The sequence below is a fragment of the Cupriavidus sp. MEYA8 genome (genome assembly GCF_059278825.1).
Genome location: NZ_CM181221.1, coordinates 391,167 through 406,791 on the forward strand (window position 1 = coordinate 391,167; position 15,625 = coordinate 406,791).

The window sequence follows — 15,625 nt, forward strand, 5'->3', positions numbered from 1 at the left end:
GCTGTTTTCCCGCGAGCCTTCCGATGTTATGTTGGAGGGCGTCTTTTTTGCCCGCCATAAGCCGGACGCCCCAGCCACTCGACCGGTTGCGCATGGAAAACTCTGCCGAGAATTTTTTGCTGGCCCTGCTGTGCGCCGCGGTGCTGACCGTGGCCGTGGTGGGGATCCACTACGAGGCGCTGCGCGTGCTGTCGTCGCTGCATCCGCGGCGCTGGAGCGGGCGCGTCAACATTGGCGTGCTGATCGTCTGCATCATCCTCGTCCACTGCCTGGAGGCGATGGTGTTCGCGTTCGGCTTCTGGTTTGCCGACAATGTGCTCGGCCTCGGCTGGCTGGCCGGATCGACCGCGCCCGGCATGCCCACCCGCCACGGCGAGCCCTCACTGCTGGTCTATGCCTACTTTGCGCTGGAGACCTTCACCACGCAGAGCCTGGGCGACCTCTACCCGGTCGGCGCGACCCGGCTGATCGCGACCATCGAGCCGCTGGTGGGCCTGATCCTGATCGGCTGGTCCGCGTCTTTCACCTACGTGGTGATGCGGCGCGACTGGCAACTCGACGACGAGGGCGGGCACCGCGGGCGCTAGCGCAACGGCTGCCGCGGCCGGCAACAAATGCCGGAAGTGCCGCAGATGCCGCTAGTGCCAGACAGGGCGCGAACGTTTAAGCTGGCGGCTTCTGCCAATCAACGAGCCATACATCCGAGGAGCCACCATGCCGAGCCGCCAGCGCCCCCTGATCCGCCTAGCCGCACTTGCCACCCTTGTCGTGGCCTGCAGCGCCCAGGCGCAGAAGCAGGACGTCCAGGGCGCCGCCGCCGCTGCCATCAACGAGGCAGTCCAGCAGGGCACCACGCCCTACCGCCCCGACCCGGCCGCGACGCCGGCCAGCATCGAGTCGGCGGAATGCCGTGAGCTCGCCGCCCAGATCGCCACCGCGCCCAAGCGCGAGTACCGCACCACCGACTCGACCATCGAGACCGCGCAAGGGCGGCAGGTGCCCGAGCTGGAACGCGAGCGCCCGCGCAAGTCGCTGCAGCAGGCGTACCAGGAGAAGTGCACCCGGTAAGCCGGTTCCACGGCGGACGGCCGCGCCAGGCGCGGCGTCCGCCCCACGTCGCCACCCACCTCCCGGCGCGGTCCCGCGCCCGACTCCCTGCCTCCTTGCTCGTTCCCATGCTGCGCCGGCTGCACAAGCGTCGGGCGTCGATGCCCCACGTTTGCGCCCATCCGCCCGCGGCGCCAACGGTCGTTTCACCGCGCCGGTGAAAAATACATATGTTTCATAGTTATCCATGATGGAACAGTTGTTGCTGATTGCCTAGCATTGGCGATGCGATGGCGCGTCGCTGACCGCTACCCCGACAACCAAGCTATTCACGCATCCAAGGAGAGCCTGTATGAAAGCAGCAGAAGTCACGCGTCCGTGCGGCGGTTCACCGACCCCGCGCCGGTCCGCGGTTGCATCGGCCGCAGCGGCGGCGCTGGTGCTCTGCAGCGGCCCGGCCGGCACGGCGCATGCCGCCGGTGTCGCCGCCGGTGTCGCCAATTCCGCCGCCAGCCCGACCCTCGGCAAGATCAAGTCGTCAGGCACGATCTCCATCGGCCATCGCACCTCGTCGATCCCGTTCTCGTACTACGACGCCAACCAGAAGGTCATCGGCTTCTCGCAGGACATCTGCGACCGGGTGATCGATGCGGTGAAGCGCGAGACCGGCCTGCCGGCGCTGCAGGTGCGCATGGTGCCGGTGACTTCGCAGAACCGGATCTCGCTGGTGCAGAACGGCACCGTCGACCTGGAATGCGGCGTCACCACCAACCTGAAGTCGCGCCAGCAGCAGGTGGCGTTCTCGACCACGTTCTTCGTCGCCGGCACGCGGCTGCTGGTGAAGAAAGGCAGCCCGGTGCGCGACTTCGGCGACCTCTCGGGCAAGGCGGTGGTGACCAATGCCGGCACCACCTCGGAGCGCATCCTGCGCCGGCTCAACGACGAGAAGCAGGCCAACATCACCATCCAGAGCGCCAAGGACTATGGCGAGTCGTTCCTGATCCTGCAGTCAGGGCGCGTGGCCGCGTTCATGATGGACGACGTGCTGCTGTCGGGAGCGCGCACGCTGGCGCCCAACCCCGCCGACTGGACCGTGGTGGGCACGCCGCAGTCGTTCGAGGCCTATGCGTTCATGCTGCGCAAGGACGATCCCGGCTTCAAGCAGGTGGTCGACGGCGCCATCGGCGGGCTGATCCGCAGCGGCGAGATCAACAAGCTCTACAGCAAGTGGTTTGCCGCGCCGGTGCCGCCCAAGCAGGTCAATTTCGAGCTGCAGATGAGCGAGCCTTTGAAGAAGGCCTACGCCAGCCCCAGCGACGAGGCCTTCGAATAATCGTCCTCAGCCGCGGCCGGCGGGCACGTAGGCCCCGGCGCGGTGCAGCTCGCCCTCGGCCTGCTCGAGCGCGCGGATCGCGCCCTTGCCCTTGCGCGCCAGCAACTGCTCGACCAGCGCCTCGACCATGGCCACGCCGGCCGTGATCGAGGGGAAGAACGACGGGCTCTCGACCGAGAACAGCAGCGTGCAGTCCGCCGCCAGCGCGATCGGCGCCACGGTGCTGTCGGTCAACGCGATCACCTTGCAGCCGCACTCGCGCGCGGCCGCCGCCACGCGGATGCTTTCCTGCGAATACGGGGCGAAGCTGGCCACCACCACGGCGTCCTTGGGCGCCAGGCCGCGCAGCTCCATTTCCAGCGTGCCGGCATCGGCGCGGATCAGCTGCACCGAGCTGCGGAACAGCCGGTAGACATAGTGGAAGGTGAACGCGATCGGGAAGCACGAGCGGAAGCCCGCCACGTGCACGTTCTGCGCTTGCGACAACAGTTCCGCCGCCTGCTGCAGCGTCTTGTCGTTGTTGGCGGCGATCAGGTCGAGGTTATGGTGCTGCGCGTCGAGCATCTCGCCCAGCATGCGGCTGGCGCTGCTTTCGCGCACCACCTTGCGCGCGCGGCGCGCATAGGGCTGGCTACCGCCGCGCAGCGCATCGACAAAGAGTTCGCGCAGGCCCTGCCAGCCCTCGAAGCCGAGGTGCTGCGACAGCCGCACCAGCGTGGCGGGCTGCACGCCGGCGCTGGCGGCGATCTTGCGCATCGACAGCACCGGCACGTCCTGCGGGTGGTCGAGCAGGTAGCGCGCGCCGCTCTGGAACTGCGTGCTCAGGCTCGGGAAGCTGGCGCGCAGCAACGCCAGCAGCGCGTCGAGGTCGTGGGGCGGCGCCGGCGTGGGACCGGCCTGGGAAGGCTGCGGCGGATGGGTGGGGCTGTCGGACGGCATGGGCACTCCGGGTTCGTGGTTGTAACGATTGTTGCACAGCCGCGCACCGGAGCGCCGGGCGGCGGCGCTTGCAGACGACGCGCTGCCACGTCGTCACGCCGTCACATCGTTACTTCGAAAGCCGGTTAACGTCCGGACACCGCCAAAGCTGTACCCGGGGTTTTTGGCAAGCCCCCCGATTGTCGGATTGCCGCAACGCTGGCGCACTGTCATCAGAATTTCCTTACCCACTTGAATGGCGGTGACTTACACTCCGCGCCATAACCTCCGGAAATCGGTCAACCGGAACATAATTGGTACGGAGCGCGAGCATGGGACATAGAAGCCCTGCAGTGCGACACGGCGGCATGGTCACGCCGCCGTTTCGGGTCAAGGGTCAAATCGGGGCAGGAACAGACGCGGCGGGCGCCATGCCGGGCCGCGGCGCGCGCGCGCGCGGCTTCACGCTGGTCGAGCTGATGATCGCCGTCGCGATCATCGCCATCCTGGCCGCCGTCGCCATCCCCAACTACAGCCGCCATGTGGTGCGATCGCACCGCGCCGCGATCGAGTCGTTCATGCTCGAAGTCTCCGGCGCGCAGGAGCGGTTTCTCGTCGACAACCGCGCCTATGCCGCCAATCTCGGCGCGCTAGGCATGTCGGTGCCGTCCGCGCAGAGCACGCGCTACGATGTCACCGTGACTCCCAATGCCGCGCTGCCGCCGGGCTACAGCATCGTGGCCACGCCCAAGGGCAGCCAGCTGAGCGCCGATACCGGCTGCGGCACGCTGACGCTGACCAGCGCCGGCGCCAGGTCGGCGTCCGGTGGCGGCACCGATTGCTGGAACTGACCATGGCAGCCACCTACCGGCTTCGCCTGTGCCGCCCGCAGCCGCGGGCGCTGCGCGGCTTCACCCTGGTCGAACTGATGTGCACGCTGGCCGTGCTGGCGATCCTCGCGTTCGCCGCCGCGCCGTCGTTTGCGTCGCTGATGGCGGGGCAGCGCGTGCGCAGCGCCTCGCTCGACCTGAGCTCGGCGCTGCTGCTGGCGCGCAGCGAGGCGGTCAAGCGCAACGCCACCGTGACGCTGGCGCCCACCGGTGCGGCCTGGACCGCGGGCTGGGCCGTCAGCGCCGGCGCGGAGACAGTGCGCACCTTCGGGCCCTACGCCAGCCTCACCATCACCCCCAGCGCCGCCGGGGCGTTGTCGGTCGGCAACGACGGCCGGCTTGCCGGCGCGGCAATGCGCTTCGAGATCGCTCCCGCCAATGACACGACGGTCGCGCTGCGCGTGTGCGTGCAGGTCAGCGAGACCGGCCGCGTTGCCTCTGAAACGGGAGCCTGCACATGACCCGCATCCTTCCCCACGCCGGCCGCCGCCACGGGCAACGGCCGGCGCGCCTGCCGCGACGCACCGCGCAGCGTGGCCTGCTGCTGATCGAAGTGCTGGTGGCGGTGGTGATCCTGCTCGCCGCGCTGCTGGGCACGGCGGGACTGGTGGCGCGCTCGGGCCAGAACGAGATGGAGTCCTACCAGCGCGTGCAGGCGCTCGCGCTGCTGCAGGACATGGCCGCCCGCATCAATGCCAACCGCCAGGTGGCGCAGTGCTATGCCAATGGCGCCAACGGCGTGCGGCTGGGCACCGGCACAGCCGCGCCGGCGGCCTGCACGCTGGGAACGGCCGCGCAGAACGCCACCGCCAACGGCGACCTGCAGGCATGGAACACCGCGCTGCTGGGCAGCGCCGAGATGACGGCCGCGGCCAGCGGCGTGGCGGCGCAGCCGGTCGGCGCCATGATCGGCGCGCGCGGCTGCATCGACACCGTCGACGCGGCCGCCAACGTCTACCGCATCACCGTCGCCTGGCAAGGCCTGGCCGCCACCGGCGCCCCCGCGCTCGGCTGCGGCCAGAACCAGTACGGCAACGAAGCCTACCGTCGCGCGGTCAGCACGCAGATCCGCATTGGCTCGCTGGGGACCGTGTCATGAAGCGCCTGCCTCCGCGTATCGCACAAGGCCGCCGGCGCCAGCGCGGCGTGTCGCTGGTGGAGCTGATGATCGGCATCACCATCGGCCTGCTGATGCTGACTGCGCTGGCCAGTCTCTATTACGCCAACAGCTTGTCGCGCACCGAGTTCGTCAAGTCGGCCGAGCAGGTGGAGAACGGCCGCTATGCGCTGGAGCAGATCCGGCGCGAGGTGGAACTTGCGGGGTTCTACGGGGCAGGCAGCATTGCGCGGGGCGCCACGGTGGCCGGTCCCGCGCTGTGCGCGACAGACCCGGCCGCGCTCGGCTTCGCGGCAGGAGGCACCGTCCCACTGCCTCTGGCAGGCTATGCGGCCGGCGTGGTTGCGCCCTGCCTGGCCGACCTTGCCGCCACTTCCGAGGTGCTGGTGGTGCGGCGCGTGTCGACCACGCCGGTCGCGGCCCCGACGCCGGGCGTGCCTTACCTGCAGGTATCGGCCTGCCCGAACGACACCACTGCCTTTGTCTTCGATGCCAGCGCGGCGGCCGCTTTCCCGTTGCGCACCAAGGCTTGCGATGCGGCGGTACCGGCAGTGCTGCGCGAAGCGGTGGTGCGCGCGTTCTATCTCGCGCCGTGCGACCGCTGCACCAACGGCGGCGACGGCATCCCCACGCTGAAGATGGCCGAGCTGGTCAACGGCGCGTTCCAGACGCGTTCGCTGGCGCAGGGCATCCAGGACATGCATGTGGCCTACGGCATGGACCTGGACAGCAACGGCTCCGCCGACTGCTACGTGGACGATCCCGGCGCCAACAATGCCGCCGCCTGCCCAATCGTGCCGGGCTACGACTGGACCAATGCGCTAACCAACTGGAGCAACGTGACCACCGTGCGCGTAAACCTGCTGGCGCGCACGCTGCGCACCTCTGGCGGCACGGTAGACACGCGCACCTACGACCTGGGGCGCGCCGCCGCCAGCGGTCCGTTCAATGACGGCTACAAGCGCCACGTCTACGCCCAGGTGGCGCGGCTGGTCAACGTGGCCGGACTGCGCGAGCAATGATGCGATACCGCGAAGGGCAAGCAATGACGAAGTTATCCGGCCGGCCACTGCGCCGCAGGCAGACGGGCGTCACGCTGGTCGTGACGCTGGTGTTCATGGTGCTGTTCCTGCTGATCGCCGTGGCGCTGGTCAATTCGGGCCTGGTCAACGTCAAGGTCGCGGCCAACCAGCAGCACACCGCCGAAGCGCGCGACGTCGCGCAGCAGTCGATCGAGCAGGTGATCTCCGACGACTTCACCAAGGCGCCGGCGGCCATCAGCGTGCCGGTGGATGTCAGTGGAGATGGCAAGGCCGATTACGTGGCCCAGGTGGCGAAGCCGGAATGCATGGCAAGCAATCCCATCAAGAACGTCGAGCTCGACCTGAAGGATCCCGACGATGTGTCGTGCATGATCGGCAGCGGCGTGCAGAACACCGGCATCGTCACGGCCGGCAACAACGCGGGCAATTCGCTGTGCAACGCCACCCAGTGGGACGTAGCCGCCACGGTCGATGACAGCGCCGGCACCGGCGCCGTGGCAACGGTCCATCAGGGCGTGGCGGTGCGCATGCCGACCGGCTCGGCCTGCCCCTGACCGCACCGGCGTTGCCACCTATTCACCATTGATCGCACAGGAACCCGGATGACGAGCCCAGCCCGCCGGAATCGGCGCCTTGCCGCCTTCGCCGCAGCCCTGCTTGCCCTGGCCGGATGGCAGGGCGCGCATGCCGAAGACATCGACCTGTTCACCGGCCTGCAGAGCAATGCCGGTACCAAGCCCAATGTGCTGTTGCTGCTGGACAATGCGTCCACGTGGAATGCGGCCACGACCATCCGTGGCTGCGATGTCGATGTCGTCAGCGCCAACAACGCCGGCACCGACGTCGGCGCGATCCAGTGCGCACTGTACCGCGCGGTGAACACGCTCGCGACCAACCCGCAGCTGGCCGGCAACATCAACATGGGCTTGATGATGTTCGGCACGGGCACCAACCCCGGCGGCAAATTCCGCTATCCGTCGGCGGCGCCATACACATTGCCGCTGATGGACGCCACCAATGGCGCGCAATTCCTTGAGTACATCAAGAGCATCGACCGCCAGACCGACAACTCAAACAATTCCCAGGTGGGTGGGGGCATGCAGGAAGCCTGGGCATTCTTCGGCGGCAGGAAGGGCTTGTCAGGTACGCAGTACACGTCGCCGATCACCAACCCGTGCCAGAAGAACTTCGTTATCTACATCGCCAACGCGGTCAACAACGGCAAGCCGCAGGACACCGGCACCGAGCCCAAGGACGCGCTTGCCGCGGCGGGGGCCAGCGCCAAGCAGATGACCCAGCTCAAGCTCGACACGGCGGCCAACAAGTACGAAAGCAACTGGGGAGACGAGTGGGCGCGGTTCATGTACGAAACCGACGTGAACGGCAATCTCGACAATAACCAGAACATCATCACCTATACGATCGCCATCACGGACGGCAGGAACCCCGACTATGTCGAGTCGACCCGCAGCATGGCCGACAATGCCGGCGGCAAGCGCTATGTGGTTGACCTGGGCGACGTGGACGCGCTGGTGAAGGCGCTGCTGCAGATCTTCAACGAGATGCAGGCCGTCAACAACGTGTTCTCCTCGGTGAGCCTGCCGGTCAGCGTGAACGGGCAGGGTTCGTACCTGAACCAGATCTACATCGGCATGTTCCGGCCCGACGCCACCGCAGCGCCGCGCTGGATGGGCAACCTGAAGCAGTACAAGCTTGGCTACGACAACAAGAACCAGATCGTGGTGCTGGACGCCAACCCCAGCGGCCCCAACCAGCAGAGTGCGATCAGCAATGCCGGCACGGGTTTCATCTCGCCCAGCGCCAAGAGTTTCTGGACCGCCGAGCCGCCGCTGGGGTTCAGTGGTTCCAGCTATACCGGCAGCCAGGTAAGCGGCTGGCCTGCCAAGGGGTTCTGGGTCAACAGTCCGTCCGGCGCTGCCGGTGCGCTGGACTCTGCCGACGGCGTGGCGGGTGTGGTCGGCGGCGATGGCGAAATCGTCGAGAAAGGTGGCGCCGGCGAAATGCTGCGCGCCCAGTTCACCACCGACCAGAGCGGGCGCAAGCTCTACACCTGCGCGTCGGGGGCATGCAGCGGCAAGAATTTGGCTTCGTTCGATACGTCCAACAGCTGGCTGACCGGCACCAGCGGGCAGGCCGCGCTCAATACCACGGCCGCCGACGTCAACAACCTGATCAATTGGGTGCGCGGCCGCGACGTGCGGGCACTGGGCGAAAGTTCGGTGGCCGGCGCGGAGTTGCAGAAAGGCCCGGGGGGCAGCGTTACCATGCGCGGCTCGGTGCATGGCGATGTACTGCATTCGCGCCCGGTGGTGATCAACTATGGCGGCACGACCGGCGTGGTGGTGTTCTATGGCGCCAACGACGGCGTCTTCCATGCGGTCAATGGCAACCAGACCACCGGCATCGGCGGCATACGTCCGGGCGGGGAGCTGTGGGGCTTCATTGCACCGGAGTTCTATGGCAAGCTCGGCCGTCTCTACACCAATACGCCCGAGGTGCAGCTGAGCGGATCGCCCACCGGTGCGGGCGCGAAGCCGCGCGACTATTTCTTCGATGGCACCACGACGGTGTTCCAGGACCTGCGCGACCCGGCCAAGCCTCGTGTGGTGATCTACCTGACCGCGCGCCGCGGCGGGCGCCTGACCTACGCGCTGGACGTCACCGACCCGATGGCGCCGGAATTCCTGTGGAAGGCCGACAGCACCAGCATCGCGGAACTGGGACAGACCTGGTCGCAGCCGCGCGTGATCCGCGTCAAGGGGTATGCAAACCCGCTCGTGGTGATGGGCGCCGGCTACGATCCCGCCGAGGATGCCGAGCCGTCCCAGGGTGGCGGCAGTTCGGGACAAGGGCGTGGCGTGATCGTGTTCGATGCCTTCACGGGCGATGTGGTGCGCGCATGGCTGGCCGACTGCACCGGTCTTTCCGCCACGGTGTGCACGACGCCTGCCGGCATGAACCGCGCGATCCCGTCCGACGTGGCCGTGGTGGACCGCAACGGTGACGGGCTGGTAGACAAGGGCTATGTCGGCGACGTCGGCGGCAATGTCTGGCGGCTGGACTTCGAGACGGCGGCCGGCACCGGGTCAGATGCCTGGACGCTGCATAAATTCGCATCCCTGGGCGGCGCGCAGGGCACCAACGATGCGCGCAAGTTCATGTATCCGCCGGATGTCATCACCACCGGCAACTACGATGCGGTGATGATCGGCAGCGGCGACCGCGAGCATCCGCTGTACACCACCAGCACTACGCCGGGCCTGGCCTACAACGTCAGCAACCGCTTCTACATGCTGAAGGACACGACGCTCACCGGCGGGCTGCCGTCGACATGGACGCCGCTGACCGAGGCCGACCTGTTCAACGCGACTTCGACCGCATACGCCGACACAAGCGCGGGCAAGGGCTTCTACCTCGTGCTGGGCACCGGCGAGAAGGTGGTCAACGCGCCGCTGACCGTGGCCGGCTACACCTACTTCGGCACCAATCAGCCAAGCGTGCCGAAGTCGGGCGTGTGCTACCCGGACCTGGGCAAGGCGCGCGGCTATGCAATTTCGTTCCTTACCGGCAAAGGCCTGAACGACGACCGCCATGTCGTGTTCAACAACGGTGGCTTGCCGCCGTCGCCGGTGTTCGGGGTGGTTGCCGTCACGGATGCGGCAGGCAACACCAGCAACGTGCCGGTGCTGATCGGCGGCGGCAACCAGACCGGTCCCGGCGGCGGCGACAATACCTCGTCGCTGGGCGCGCAGAAGATCTCGCCGCCGGGGATCGGCAAGCGCAAGCGCACTTACTGGTACTCGCAGACCGACCGCAAGTGACCGGGTGCGGCGGCGGCGCGCTTACCGGGGCGCCGCCGCCATCGGCGTTTCTTCCTCCTGCCACCACCCACCCCCCAACGCCTGCAGCAGCGCCGCCGAATCCGCCAGCCGGTCGGCGCGCGACTGCGCCAGGTCCAGCGAAGCCTGCCGCGCCTCGCGCTCGGCATCGAGCACGGCCAGCTGGCTGACGCCGCCGAGCCGGTACTGTTCCGACACCACCGTCAGCGTGTCGCGCGCCTGGCGCGCATTGTCGGCGCGCTCGCGCAGCGTCGCGGCGTCGGCCTCGAGCGCGCGCAGCGAATCAGCCACGTCCTGCAAGCCCTGCAGCACGGCCTGCCGGTAGGCGGCCAGTGCCTGCTCGTACGCCGCTTCGGCGGCGCGCTTGCGCGCCTGCAGTTCGCCGCCGCGGAACACCGGCTGCACCAGCCCGGCTGCGAGGCTCCACACATTGAGGCTGCTGAACAGGTCGCGCGCGGCGGTGACCTGGCTGCCGCCGCTGGCGCTCAGCGTGACCTGCGGATAGAGGTTGGCGGTGGCCACGCCGATATCGGCGCTGGCCTGGTGCAGCAGCGCTTCGGCCGCGCGGATGTCGGGGCGGCGCCGCGCCAGCGTGGCCGGCAGGCTGACCGGCAGCGTGTCGGGCAGATGCAGCGCGTCCAGCGTGAATGCGGGCAAGGAGGCGGCTGCCGGAGTCTGGCCGGTGTAGACCGCGAGCTGGTGCCGTGTCGCTTCCAGCTGGCGCTGCAGGCCCGGCACCAGCGCCTGCGTCTGCGCCAGTTGTGCGCGCTGGCGCTGCACGTCGACGCGCGCGACGCCGCCGGCGCGCAGGCGTTCCTCGGCGATGCCGAGCTGGCGCCGCTGGGCTTCGGCCAGCGCCACCGTGTCGGCCAGTTGCGCGCGCAGTCCGGCCTCGCGGATCGCCGCGGTGGCGACGTTGGCGGCCAGCGCCAGCCGCGCCGCTTCCAGCTCGTAGCGCTGGTAGTCGACCGCCGCCTGCAGCCCTTCGAGCTCGCGCCGCTGCCCGCCGAACAGGTCGAGTACATAGGACACCTGCACCGTAGCGCCATACAGCGTAAATGGTCCCGGGCTGGGGATCGTCGAAATGCCCATCGACTGGAAATTGACCTGCTGCCGCGTGGTATTGAGCTGCGCGTCAACCGCGGGCCAGCGCGTGGCGCCAGTGCGCGCGGCAAGGTTTTCCTGCGCCTCGCGCAGCCGCGCGCGCGCCTGGGCCAGCGTGGGGCTGGCGTCGAGCGCCATGCGGATGGTGGCGTCCAGCTCGGCGCTATGGAACAGCGTCCACCATTGCGCCGGCACGTCGGCGCCTGCGGCCAGTGTCTGCGCGTGCGATTGCGGATGGCGATCGCCGCTGTCGGCCGCGACGGTGGCAACCGGTTGCGGGCCCGGCACGTAGCCGGCATCATCGGTCGGCGCGGGGCGGCGGAAATCGGGGCCGACGGCACAGCCGGCCAGCAGCGCGGCAGCGGCCATCAAAGGAAGAAATCGGGTCATGGCAGCAATCCTTCAGTCCAGCGTGCGGCGGTAGAAGCGCACCGCGATCGTCATCACCACCACGATGAACAGCGCCATCGGCCAGACCTGCGGCCATAGCTCGGCCCAGCCGCTGCCCTTGAGCAGGATGCCGCGCACCATGCGGTTGAAATACGTCATCGGCAGGATGTTGCCGATCGCCTGCGCCCAGCCGGGCATGCCCGCAAACGGGAACATGAAGCCCGATAGCAGGATGTTGGGCAGGAAGTAGAAGAAGGTCAGCTGCATCGCCTGCAGCTGGTTCTGCGCCAGCGACGACAGGGTGATGCCCACCGTCAGGTTGGCCGCGATAAACAGCAGCGCCGCGAGGTAGACCGCCGTCACCGAGCCGACGAAAGGCACGCTGAATACCCAGCGCGCGGCCAGCAGCACGATGGTCACCTGGATCAGCCCGATGAAAATGTACGGCACGATCTTGCCGGTCATCACCTCGAGCGGCTGCACCGGCATGGCCAGCAGGTTTTCCATGGTGCCGCGCTCGCGTTCGCGCGTCATCGCCAGCCCGGTCATCATCACCATGGTCATCGACAGGATCACGCCCATCAGGCCGGGGATGATGTTGTACTGGGTCAGGCCCTCGGGGTTGTACAGGCGCTGCACCTGCACGTCGAACGGCGCCTTGCCGCCCGCCAGCGGCGCCAGCGAGCCTTTCAGGTCGTGGGTGCCGACCCTGAATGGCAGCTGCGGCAGCGCGGCGATCGCCTGGCCGGTGGCCGAGGGATCGGTGGCGTCGGCCTCCACCAGCAGCGCGGGGCGTTCGCCGCGCAGCAGCTTGCGCGTGAAATCGGGCGGGATGCTGAGCACGAACTGCACGTCACCCTTCATCAGCGCCTCTCTGCCGGCGGCCTCGTCGGGCAGCGTGGCCACCACCTTGAAATAGGTGGAGTTCTGCATGCTGGCAATGAAGGTGCGGGTGAATTCGCTCTGGTCGGCAGCGATCACCGCGGTCGGCAGGTGGCGCGGGTCGGTGTTGATGGCAAAGCCGAACAGCAGCAGCTGCATGATCGGCAGGCCGACGATCATGCCGAAGGTGACGCGGTCGCGGCGCAGCTGCAGGAATTCCTTCAGCACGATGCTCCACCAGCGCTGGACCGAGAAGCGCGTGCCGTTGGCGCGAGGCTGGCGCGGGTTCCGGATTGCGGCGGCGTTCATGTCGGCTCCTTCGCCTTGCGCGTGTCCATGTTGTCATCGGCCCGGCTCATCATGTGGATGAACACGTCTTCCAGGCTGGTGTGGGCCTGTATCACGCGCCGTCCCGGTCCGGCCAGGCGCTGCAGCGTGCCCGCCAACGCCTGCGCATCGCGCCCGGTGACGTGCAGCGCGGTGCCGAATGCCACGGTCTGTTCCACGCCCGGCGCGCCCTGCAATTGCTCCGACAGCGTGGCGAGGTCGTCGCCTTCCACGCTCCACGTCGACAGTTGCTGGCTGGCCACGACTTCGTCGGCGGTGCCTTGCGCCAGCAGCTTGCCGTAGGCGATATAGGCGAGCTTGTGGCAGCGCTCGGCCTCGTCCATGTAGTGCGTGCTGACCAGCACCGAGATGCCGCGCGCGGCAAGCAGGTGCAGATGCTCCCAGAAATCCCGCCGCGCCTTGGGGTCGACACCGGCGGTAGGTTCGTCGAGCAGCAGCAGTTCCGGCTCGTGCAGCAGACAGGCCGCCAGCGCCAGCCGCTGCTTCCAGCCGCCCGACAAGGATCCCGCCAGCTGTGCCGAGCGCGTCGCCAGGCCCAGGTCTTCGAGCGCGCGGTCGACGGCATCACGCCGGTCCGGCATGCCATACATGCGCGCGACGAAGTCCAGGTTCTCGCGGATCGACAGGTCGTCCCAGTACGAGAACTTCTGCGTCATGTAGCCGACTCGGCGCTTGATTTCGTCGGATTCGGTCAGGATGCCGAAACCCAGGCAGGTGCCTTCGCCCGAATCCGGCGTCAGCAGGCCGCACATCATGCGGATCGAGGTAGTCTTGCCGCTGCCGTTGGGGCCGAGGAAGCCGAAGATCTCGCCGCGCGCGACCTGCATGCTGAGGTCGTTGACCACGTGCTTGTCGCCGAAGTGCTTGTTCAGCCCGCGCACGTCGATGGCAAGTTCCTGCGCGCGGCCGTTGTCAGCGTGGCTGGTTTCCGTGTTCATTGCCGCACCACCTCGACGGGCTGGCCGGGCCGCAGCTTGATGGCATCGGCGGCGGACGGGCGTGCTTCCACCAGGAACACCAGCTTGTTGCGGGTCTCGTTGCTGTAGATCACCGGCGGCGTGAATTCGGCTTCGTTGGCGACATAGGTGATGCTGGCCGCCACCGGCGCGGCGCAGCCATCGCAGCGCACCTGCACGGCCTGCCCGTTGCGCAGCGCGCCGACCACGGCCTCGGGTACGTAGAAACGCACCTTGACGTTGCCGGGCGGCAGCATGCGCACCACCGGGCTGCCGGCGGGCACCCATTCGCCGAGGCGGTAGGGCGTATCGTAGACCAGCCCTGCCTGCGTGGCGGCCACGGTCTTGCGCGACAGCTTCCAGTCCGCCTGCGCCAGCGCGGCGCGCGCCGCGGCCACTTGCGCGGCCTGTGCGGCCTGTTGCGCGTCGCGTCCGGGCAAGCGTGCCACGTCGATATCGCGCTGCAGCTCGCGCACGCGCGCCGCATCGCTGCGCGCCTGGGCGCGCGACTCGTCGAGCTGCGCCTGCGCAATGCCGCCGATCTCAAACTGGCGCTCGTCGCGCCGCAGCGCGGCGGCGCTGCGTTGCGCCTGGGCCTGCGCCTGCGCCAGCTGGGCGCGGCTCACGTCGACTTCGACCGGGCGCTTGCCGGTCTTCATGTCCTGCAGCTGCGCTTCGGCGGCGCGCAACTGGTCTTCGGCCTGCTGGCGCGCGGCGCGTTCGTCGTCGGATTCGAGCGCGAACAGCGCCGCGCCCTGCGCCACCTGCTGGCCGCGCTGCACGGAAAGCGTGTCGAGGCGGCCGGCGAAGGGCGAGGCGACGCTGACGAACTCGCCTTCGATATAGCCTTGCCAGGTGTCGGTGCCGGACTTGCCGCAGCCGGCGGCAAGCAGCGCGGCGCCGAGCAGCGCGGCGATGGGGAGCGCGCGCGCCAGAAGGGGAAGGGGGGAAACAACGGTGTTCATGCAGCGGACTCCGGGGAATGCCTGGGCGCACGGCCCTTCTTTTTTGATGCGGGTGGGGGCGAGGTTCCGGCGCGGTCAGTCGGCGCGGGGGCCAGCCCGTGCGTGAGCAGCGCCGAGACATGGCGCACCAGCGCGTCGGTATCGACCGCTTCGGCACCCGGCAGCCGGCGCCAGATATGGGTGGTGGCCAGCGGCAGCAGCGTCAGGCCCACCAGCGAGGGCATCACCAGCGCGGGCTCCAGCCCGCGGTTGAGCTGCCCATTGGCGATCGCCGCGGCCAGCGGCGCCATCAGCGCGCTGCCGCGCTCCAGCGCGAAGCGTTTCAGCACGCGTTCGCGCAGCGCGCCGTCGTCGCTGGCGACCTCGCGAATCCATAGTCCGGGAAACCAGGGCGTATCCGCCGCGGCGCGGACCAGCCGGGTGGCGATGCCGACCAGCATCGCCAGCGGCTCCGAAACTTCCGGGCCGGTGGCGAAGAACTGTGCGACCAGCGGCTGTACCTTCTCCTCGATCACGGCATCGAGCAGCAGCTCGCGGTCGCTGAAGTAGTAGTGGACCAGCGCGGGCGTGACGCCTGCCTTCACGGCGATGGCCTTGACCGGCGTGCCGGCGACGCCGTGCCGCGAGAACAGTTCGGTGGCGGCATCGAGAATGCGCTCGCGCTGGCCGGGTTGACCCGCGGCAGGGCGGCCGGGTGTGCGACCGGGTGTGCGACGATCGGGCGGATTCGGGGTAGCTGGTTTGCGTGGCATGGGCGTGTGTTGAACCGTGT

Annotated in this window: 15 protein-coding genes; 9 read left to right on the forward strand and 6 right to left on the reverse strand. The window is 68.5% G+C overall.

Annotated features, from left to right (window positions below):
- Positions 1–92: 92 nt before the first annotated feature.
- From AC5WJ1_RS01830 to AC5WJ1_RS01840, 3 genes are all read left to right on the forward strand, one after another.
- Entirely contained in the window at positions 93–587 is a 495-nt protein-coding gene (locus tag AC5WJ1_RS01830) for a two pore domain potassium channel family protein (RefSeq protein WP_133093664.1), read from the forward strand.
- Positions 588–714: 127 nt separating this feature from the next.
- Positions 715–1,068: a hypothetical protein gene (locus AC5WJ1_RS01835; protein ID WP_135704385.1), complete on the forward strand. Its 354-nt coding sequence runs from the start codon at positions 715–717 to the stop codon at positions 1,066–1,068.
- Between the two features lie 331 nt (positions 1,069–1,399).
- The gene (locus AC5WJ1_RS01840) at positions 1,400–2,380 is read left to right on the forward strand and encodes a transporter substrate-binding domain-containing protein (RefSeq protein WP_243736815.1); all 981 of its coding nucleotides are present in this window, start codon (positions 1,400–1,402) and stop codon (positions 2,378–2,380) included.
- Between the two features lie 6 nt (positions 2,381–2,386).
- Here the strand turns inward: AC5WJ1_RS01840 and AC5WJ1_RS01845 are convergent, their stop codons facing one another.
- Positions 2,387–3,319 carry a MurR/RpiR family transcriptional regulator gene (locus tag AC5WJ1_RS01845; protein ID WP_133093666.1) on the reverse strand — a complete coding sequence of 311 codons (933 nt, stop codon included), beginning with the start codon at positions 3,317–3,319 and terminating at the stop codon, positions 2,387–2,389.
- A 311-nt stretch (positions 3,320–3,630) separates the two neighbouring features.
- Here AC5WJ1_RS01845 and AC5WJ1_RS01850 point away from each other — a divergent pair, with 311 nt between their 5' ends.
- Genes AC5WJ1_RS01850 through AC5WJ1_RS01875 form a run of 6 tightly spaced genes read left to right on the forward strand, consistent with a single transcriptional unit; the run spans position 3,631 to position 10,190 of the window.
- Complete coding sequence (locus AC5WJ1_RS01850) at positions 3,631–4,149, forward strand: type IV pilin protein (RefSeq protein ID WP_135704387.1); 519 nt, start codon at positions 3,631–3,633, stop codon at positions 4,147–4,149.
- Positions 4,150–4,151: 2 nt separating this feature from the next.
- Positions 4,152–4,649: a GspH/FimT family pseudopilin gene (locus AC5WJ1_RS01855; RefSeq protein ID WP_135704388.1), complete on the forward strand. Its 498-nt coding sequence runs from the start codon at positions 4,152–4,154 to the stop codon at positions 4,647–4,649.
- Positions 4,646–5,287 (forward strand): type IV pilus modification PilV family protein, encoded by a 642-nt coding sequence (locus AC5WJ1_RS01860; protein WP_135704390.1) that lies wholly within the window; start codon positions 4,646–4,648, stop codon positions 5,285–5,287. Before AC5WJ1_RS01855 ends, AC5WJ1_RS01860 begins: the two co-directional genes overlap by 4 nt.
- A complete protein-coding gene (locus tag AC5WJ1_RS01865; protein WP_195430537.1) occupies positions 5,284–6,327 on the forward strand; it encodes a PilW family protein in 1,044 nt (347 codons plus the stop codon). The genes AC5WJ1_RS01860 and AC5WJ1_RS01865 overlap by 4 nt, the downstream gene beginning before the upstream one ends.
- 23 nt (positions 6,328–6,350) lie before the next feature.
- The gene (locus tag AC5WJ1_RS01870) at positions 6,351–6,902 is read left to right on the forward strand and encodes a pilus assembly PilX family protein (protein WP_135704393.1); all 552 of its coding nucleotides are present in this window, start codon (positions 6,351–6,353) and stop codon (positions 6,900–6,902) included.
- Between the two features lie 48 nt (positions 6,903–6,950).
- The gene (locus AC5WJ1_RS01875; protein WP_135704395.1) at positions 6,951–10,190 is read left to right on the forward strand and encodes a pilus assembly protein; all 3,240 of its coding nucleotides are present in this window, start codon (positions 6,951–6,953) and stop codon (positions 10,188–10,190) included.
- A gap of 21 nt (positions 10,191–10,211) precedes the next feature.
- On the opposite strand, the gene AC5WJ1_RS01880 is transcribed toward AC5WJ1_RS01875, so the two are convergent.
- From AC5WJ1_RS01880 to AC5WJ1_RS01900, 5 genes are read right to left on the reverse strand one after another with little or no spacing between them, the layout of a single operon-like run.
- Positions 10,212–11,702 carry an efflux transporter outer membrane subunit gene (locus tag AC5WJ1_RS01880; RefSeq protein ID WP_135704397.1) on the reverse strand — a complete coding sequence of 497 codons (1,491 nt, stop codon included), beginning with the start codon at positions 11,700–11,702 and terminating at the stop codon, positions 10,212–10,214.
- A 12-nt stretch (positions 11,703–11,714) separates the two neighbouring features.
- A complete protein-coding gene (locus AC5WJ1_RS01885) occupies positions 11,715–12,893 on the reverse strand; it encodes an ABC transporter permease (RefSeq protein WP_133093674.1) in 1,179 nt (392 codons plus the stop codon).
- Positions 12,890–13,870, reverse strand: coding sequence for an ABC transporter ATP-binding protein (locus AC5WJ1_RS01890; protein WP_135704399.1), 981 nt, complete (start codon positions 13,868–13,870; stop codon positions 12,890–12,892). Before AC5WJ1_RS01890 ends, AC5WJ1_RS01885 begins: the two co-directional genes overlap by 4 nt.
- A complete protein-coding gene (locus AC5WJ1_RS01895) occupies positions 13,867–14,853 on the reverse strand; it encodes an HlyD family secretion protein (RefSeq protein WP_135704401.1) in 987 nt (328 codons plus the stop codon). The genes AC5WJ1_RS01890 and AC5WJ1_RS01895 overlap by 4 nt, the downstream gene beginning before the upstream one ends.
- Positions 14,850–15,605, reverse strand: coding sequence for a TetR/AcrR family transcriptional regulator (locus tag AC5WJ1_RS01900; protein ID WP_135704403.1), 756 nt, complete (start codon positions 15,603–15,605; stop codon positions 14,850–14,852). Before AC5WJ1_RS01900 ends, AC5WJ1_RS01895 begins: the two co-directional genes overlap by 4 nt.
- Positions 15,606–15,625: the final 20 nt, after the last annotated feature.

Bases quoted from the DNA above. Each gene is read 5' to 3' on its own strand.
- AC5WJ1_RS01900 (WP_135704403.1), bottom strand. From the start codon at position 15,605: ATGCCACGCAAACCAGCTACCCCGAATCCGCCCGATCGTCGCACACCC.
- AC5WJ1_RS01870 (WP_135704393.1), top strand. From the start codon at position 6,351: ATGACGAAGTTATCCGGCCGGCCACTGCGCCGCAGGCAGACGGGCGTC.
- AC5WJ1_RS01895 (WP_135704401.1), bottom strand. From the start codon at position 14,853: ATGAACACCGTTGTTTCCCCCCTTCCCCTTCTGGCGCGCGCGCTCCCC.
- AC5WJ1_RS01835 (WP_135704385.1), top strand. From the start codon at position 715: ATGCCGAGCCGCCAGCGCCCCCTGATCCGCCTAGCCGCACTTGCCACC.
- AC5WJ1_RS01855 (WP_135704388.1), top strand. From the start codon at position 4,152: ATGGCAGCCACCTACCGGCTTCGCCTGTGCCGCCCGCAGCCGCGGGCG.
- AC5WJ1_RS01830 (WP_133093664.1), top strand. From the start codon at position 93: ATGGAAAACTCTGCCGAGAATTTTTTGCTGGCCCTGCTGTGCGCCGCG.
- AC5WJ1_RS01885 (WP_133093674.1), bottom strand. From the start codon at position 12,893: ATGAACGCCGCCGCAATCCGGAACCCGCGCCAGCCTCGCGCCAACGGC.
- AC5WJ1_RS01865 (WP_195430537.1), top strand. From the start codon at position 5,284: ATGAAGCGCCTGCCTCCGCGTATCGCACAAGGCCGCCGGCGCCAGCGC.
- AC5WJ1_RS01880 (WP_135704397.1), bottom strand. From the start codon at position 11,702: ATGACCCGATTTCTTCCTTTGATGGCCGCTGCCGCGCTGCTGGCCGGC.
- AC5WJ1_RS01860 (WP_135704390.1), top strand. From the start codon at position 4,646: ATGACCCGCATCCTTCCCCACGCCGGCCGCCGCCACGGGCAACGGCCG.
- AC5WJ1_RS01875 (WP_135704395.1), top strand. From the start codon at position 6,951: ATGACGAGCCCAGCCCGCCGGAATCGGCGCCTTGCCGCCTTCGCCGCA.
- AC5WJ1_RS01890 (WP_135704399.1), bottom strand. From the start codon at position 13,870: ATGAACACGGAAACCAGCCACGCTGACAACGGCCGCGCGCAGGAACTT.
- AC5WJ1_RS01845 (WP_133093666.1), bottom strand. From the start codon at position 3,319: ATGCCGTCCGACAGCCCCACCCATCCGCCGCAGCCTTCCCAGGCCGGT.
- AC5WJ1_RS01850 (WP_135704387.1), top strand. From the start codon at position 3,631: ATGGGACATAGAAGCCCTGCAGTGCGACACGGCGGCATGGTCACGCCG.
- AC5WJ1_RS01840 (WP_243736815.1), top strand. From the start codon at position 1,400: ATGAAAGCAGCAGAAGTCACGCGTCCGTGCGGCGGTTCACCGACCCCG.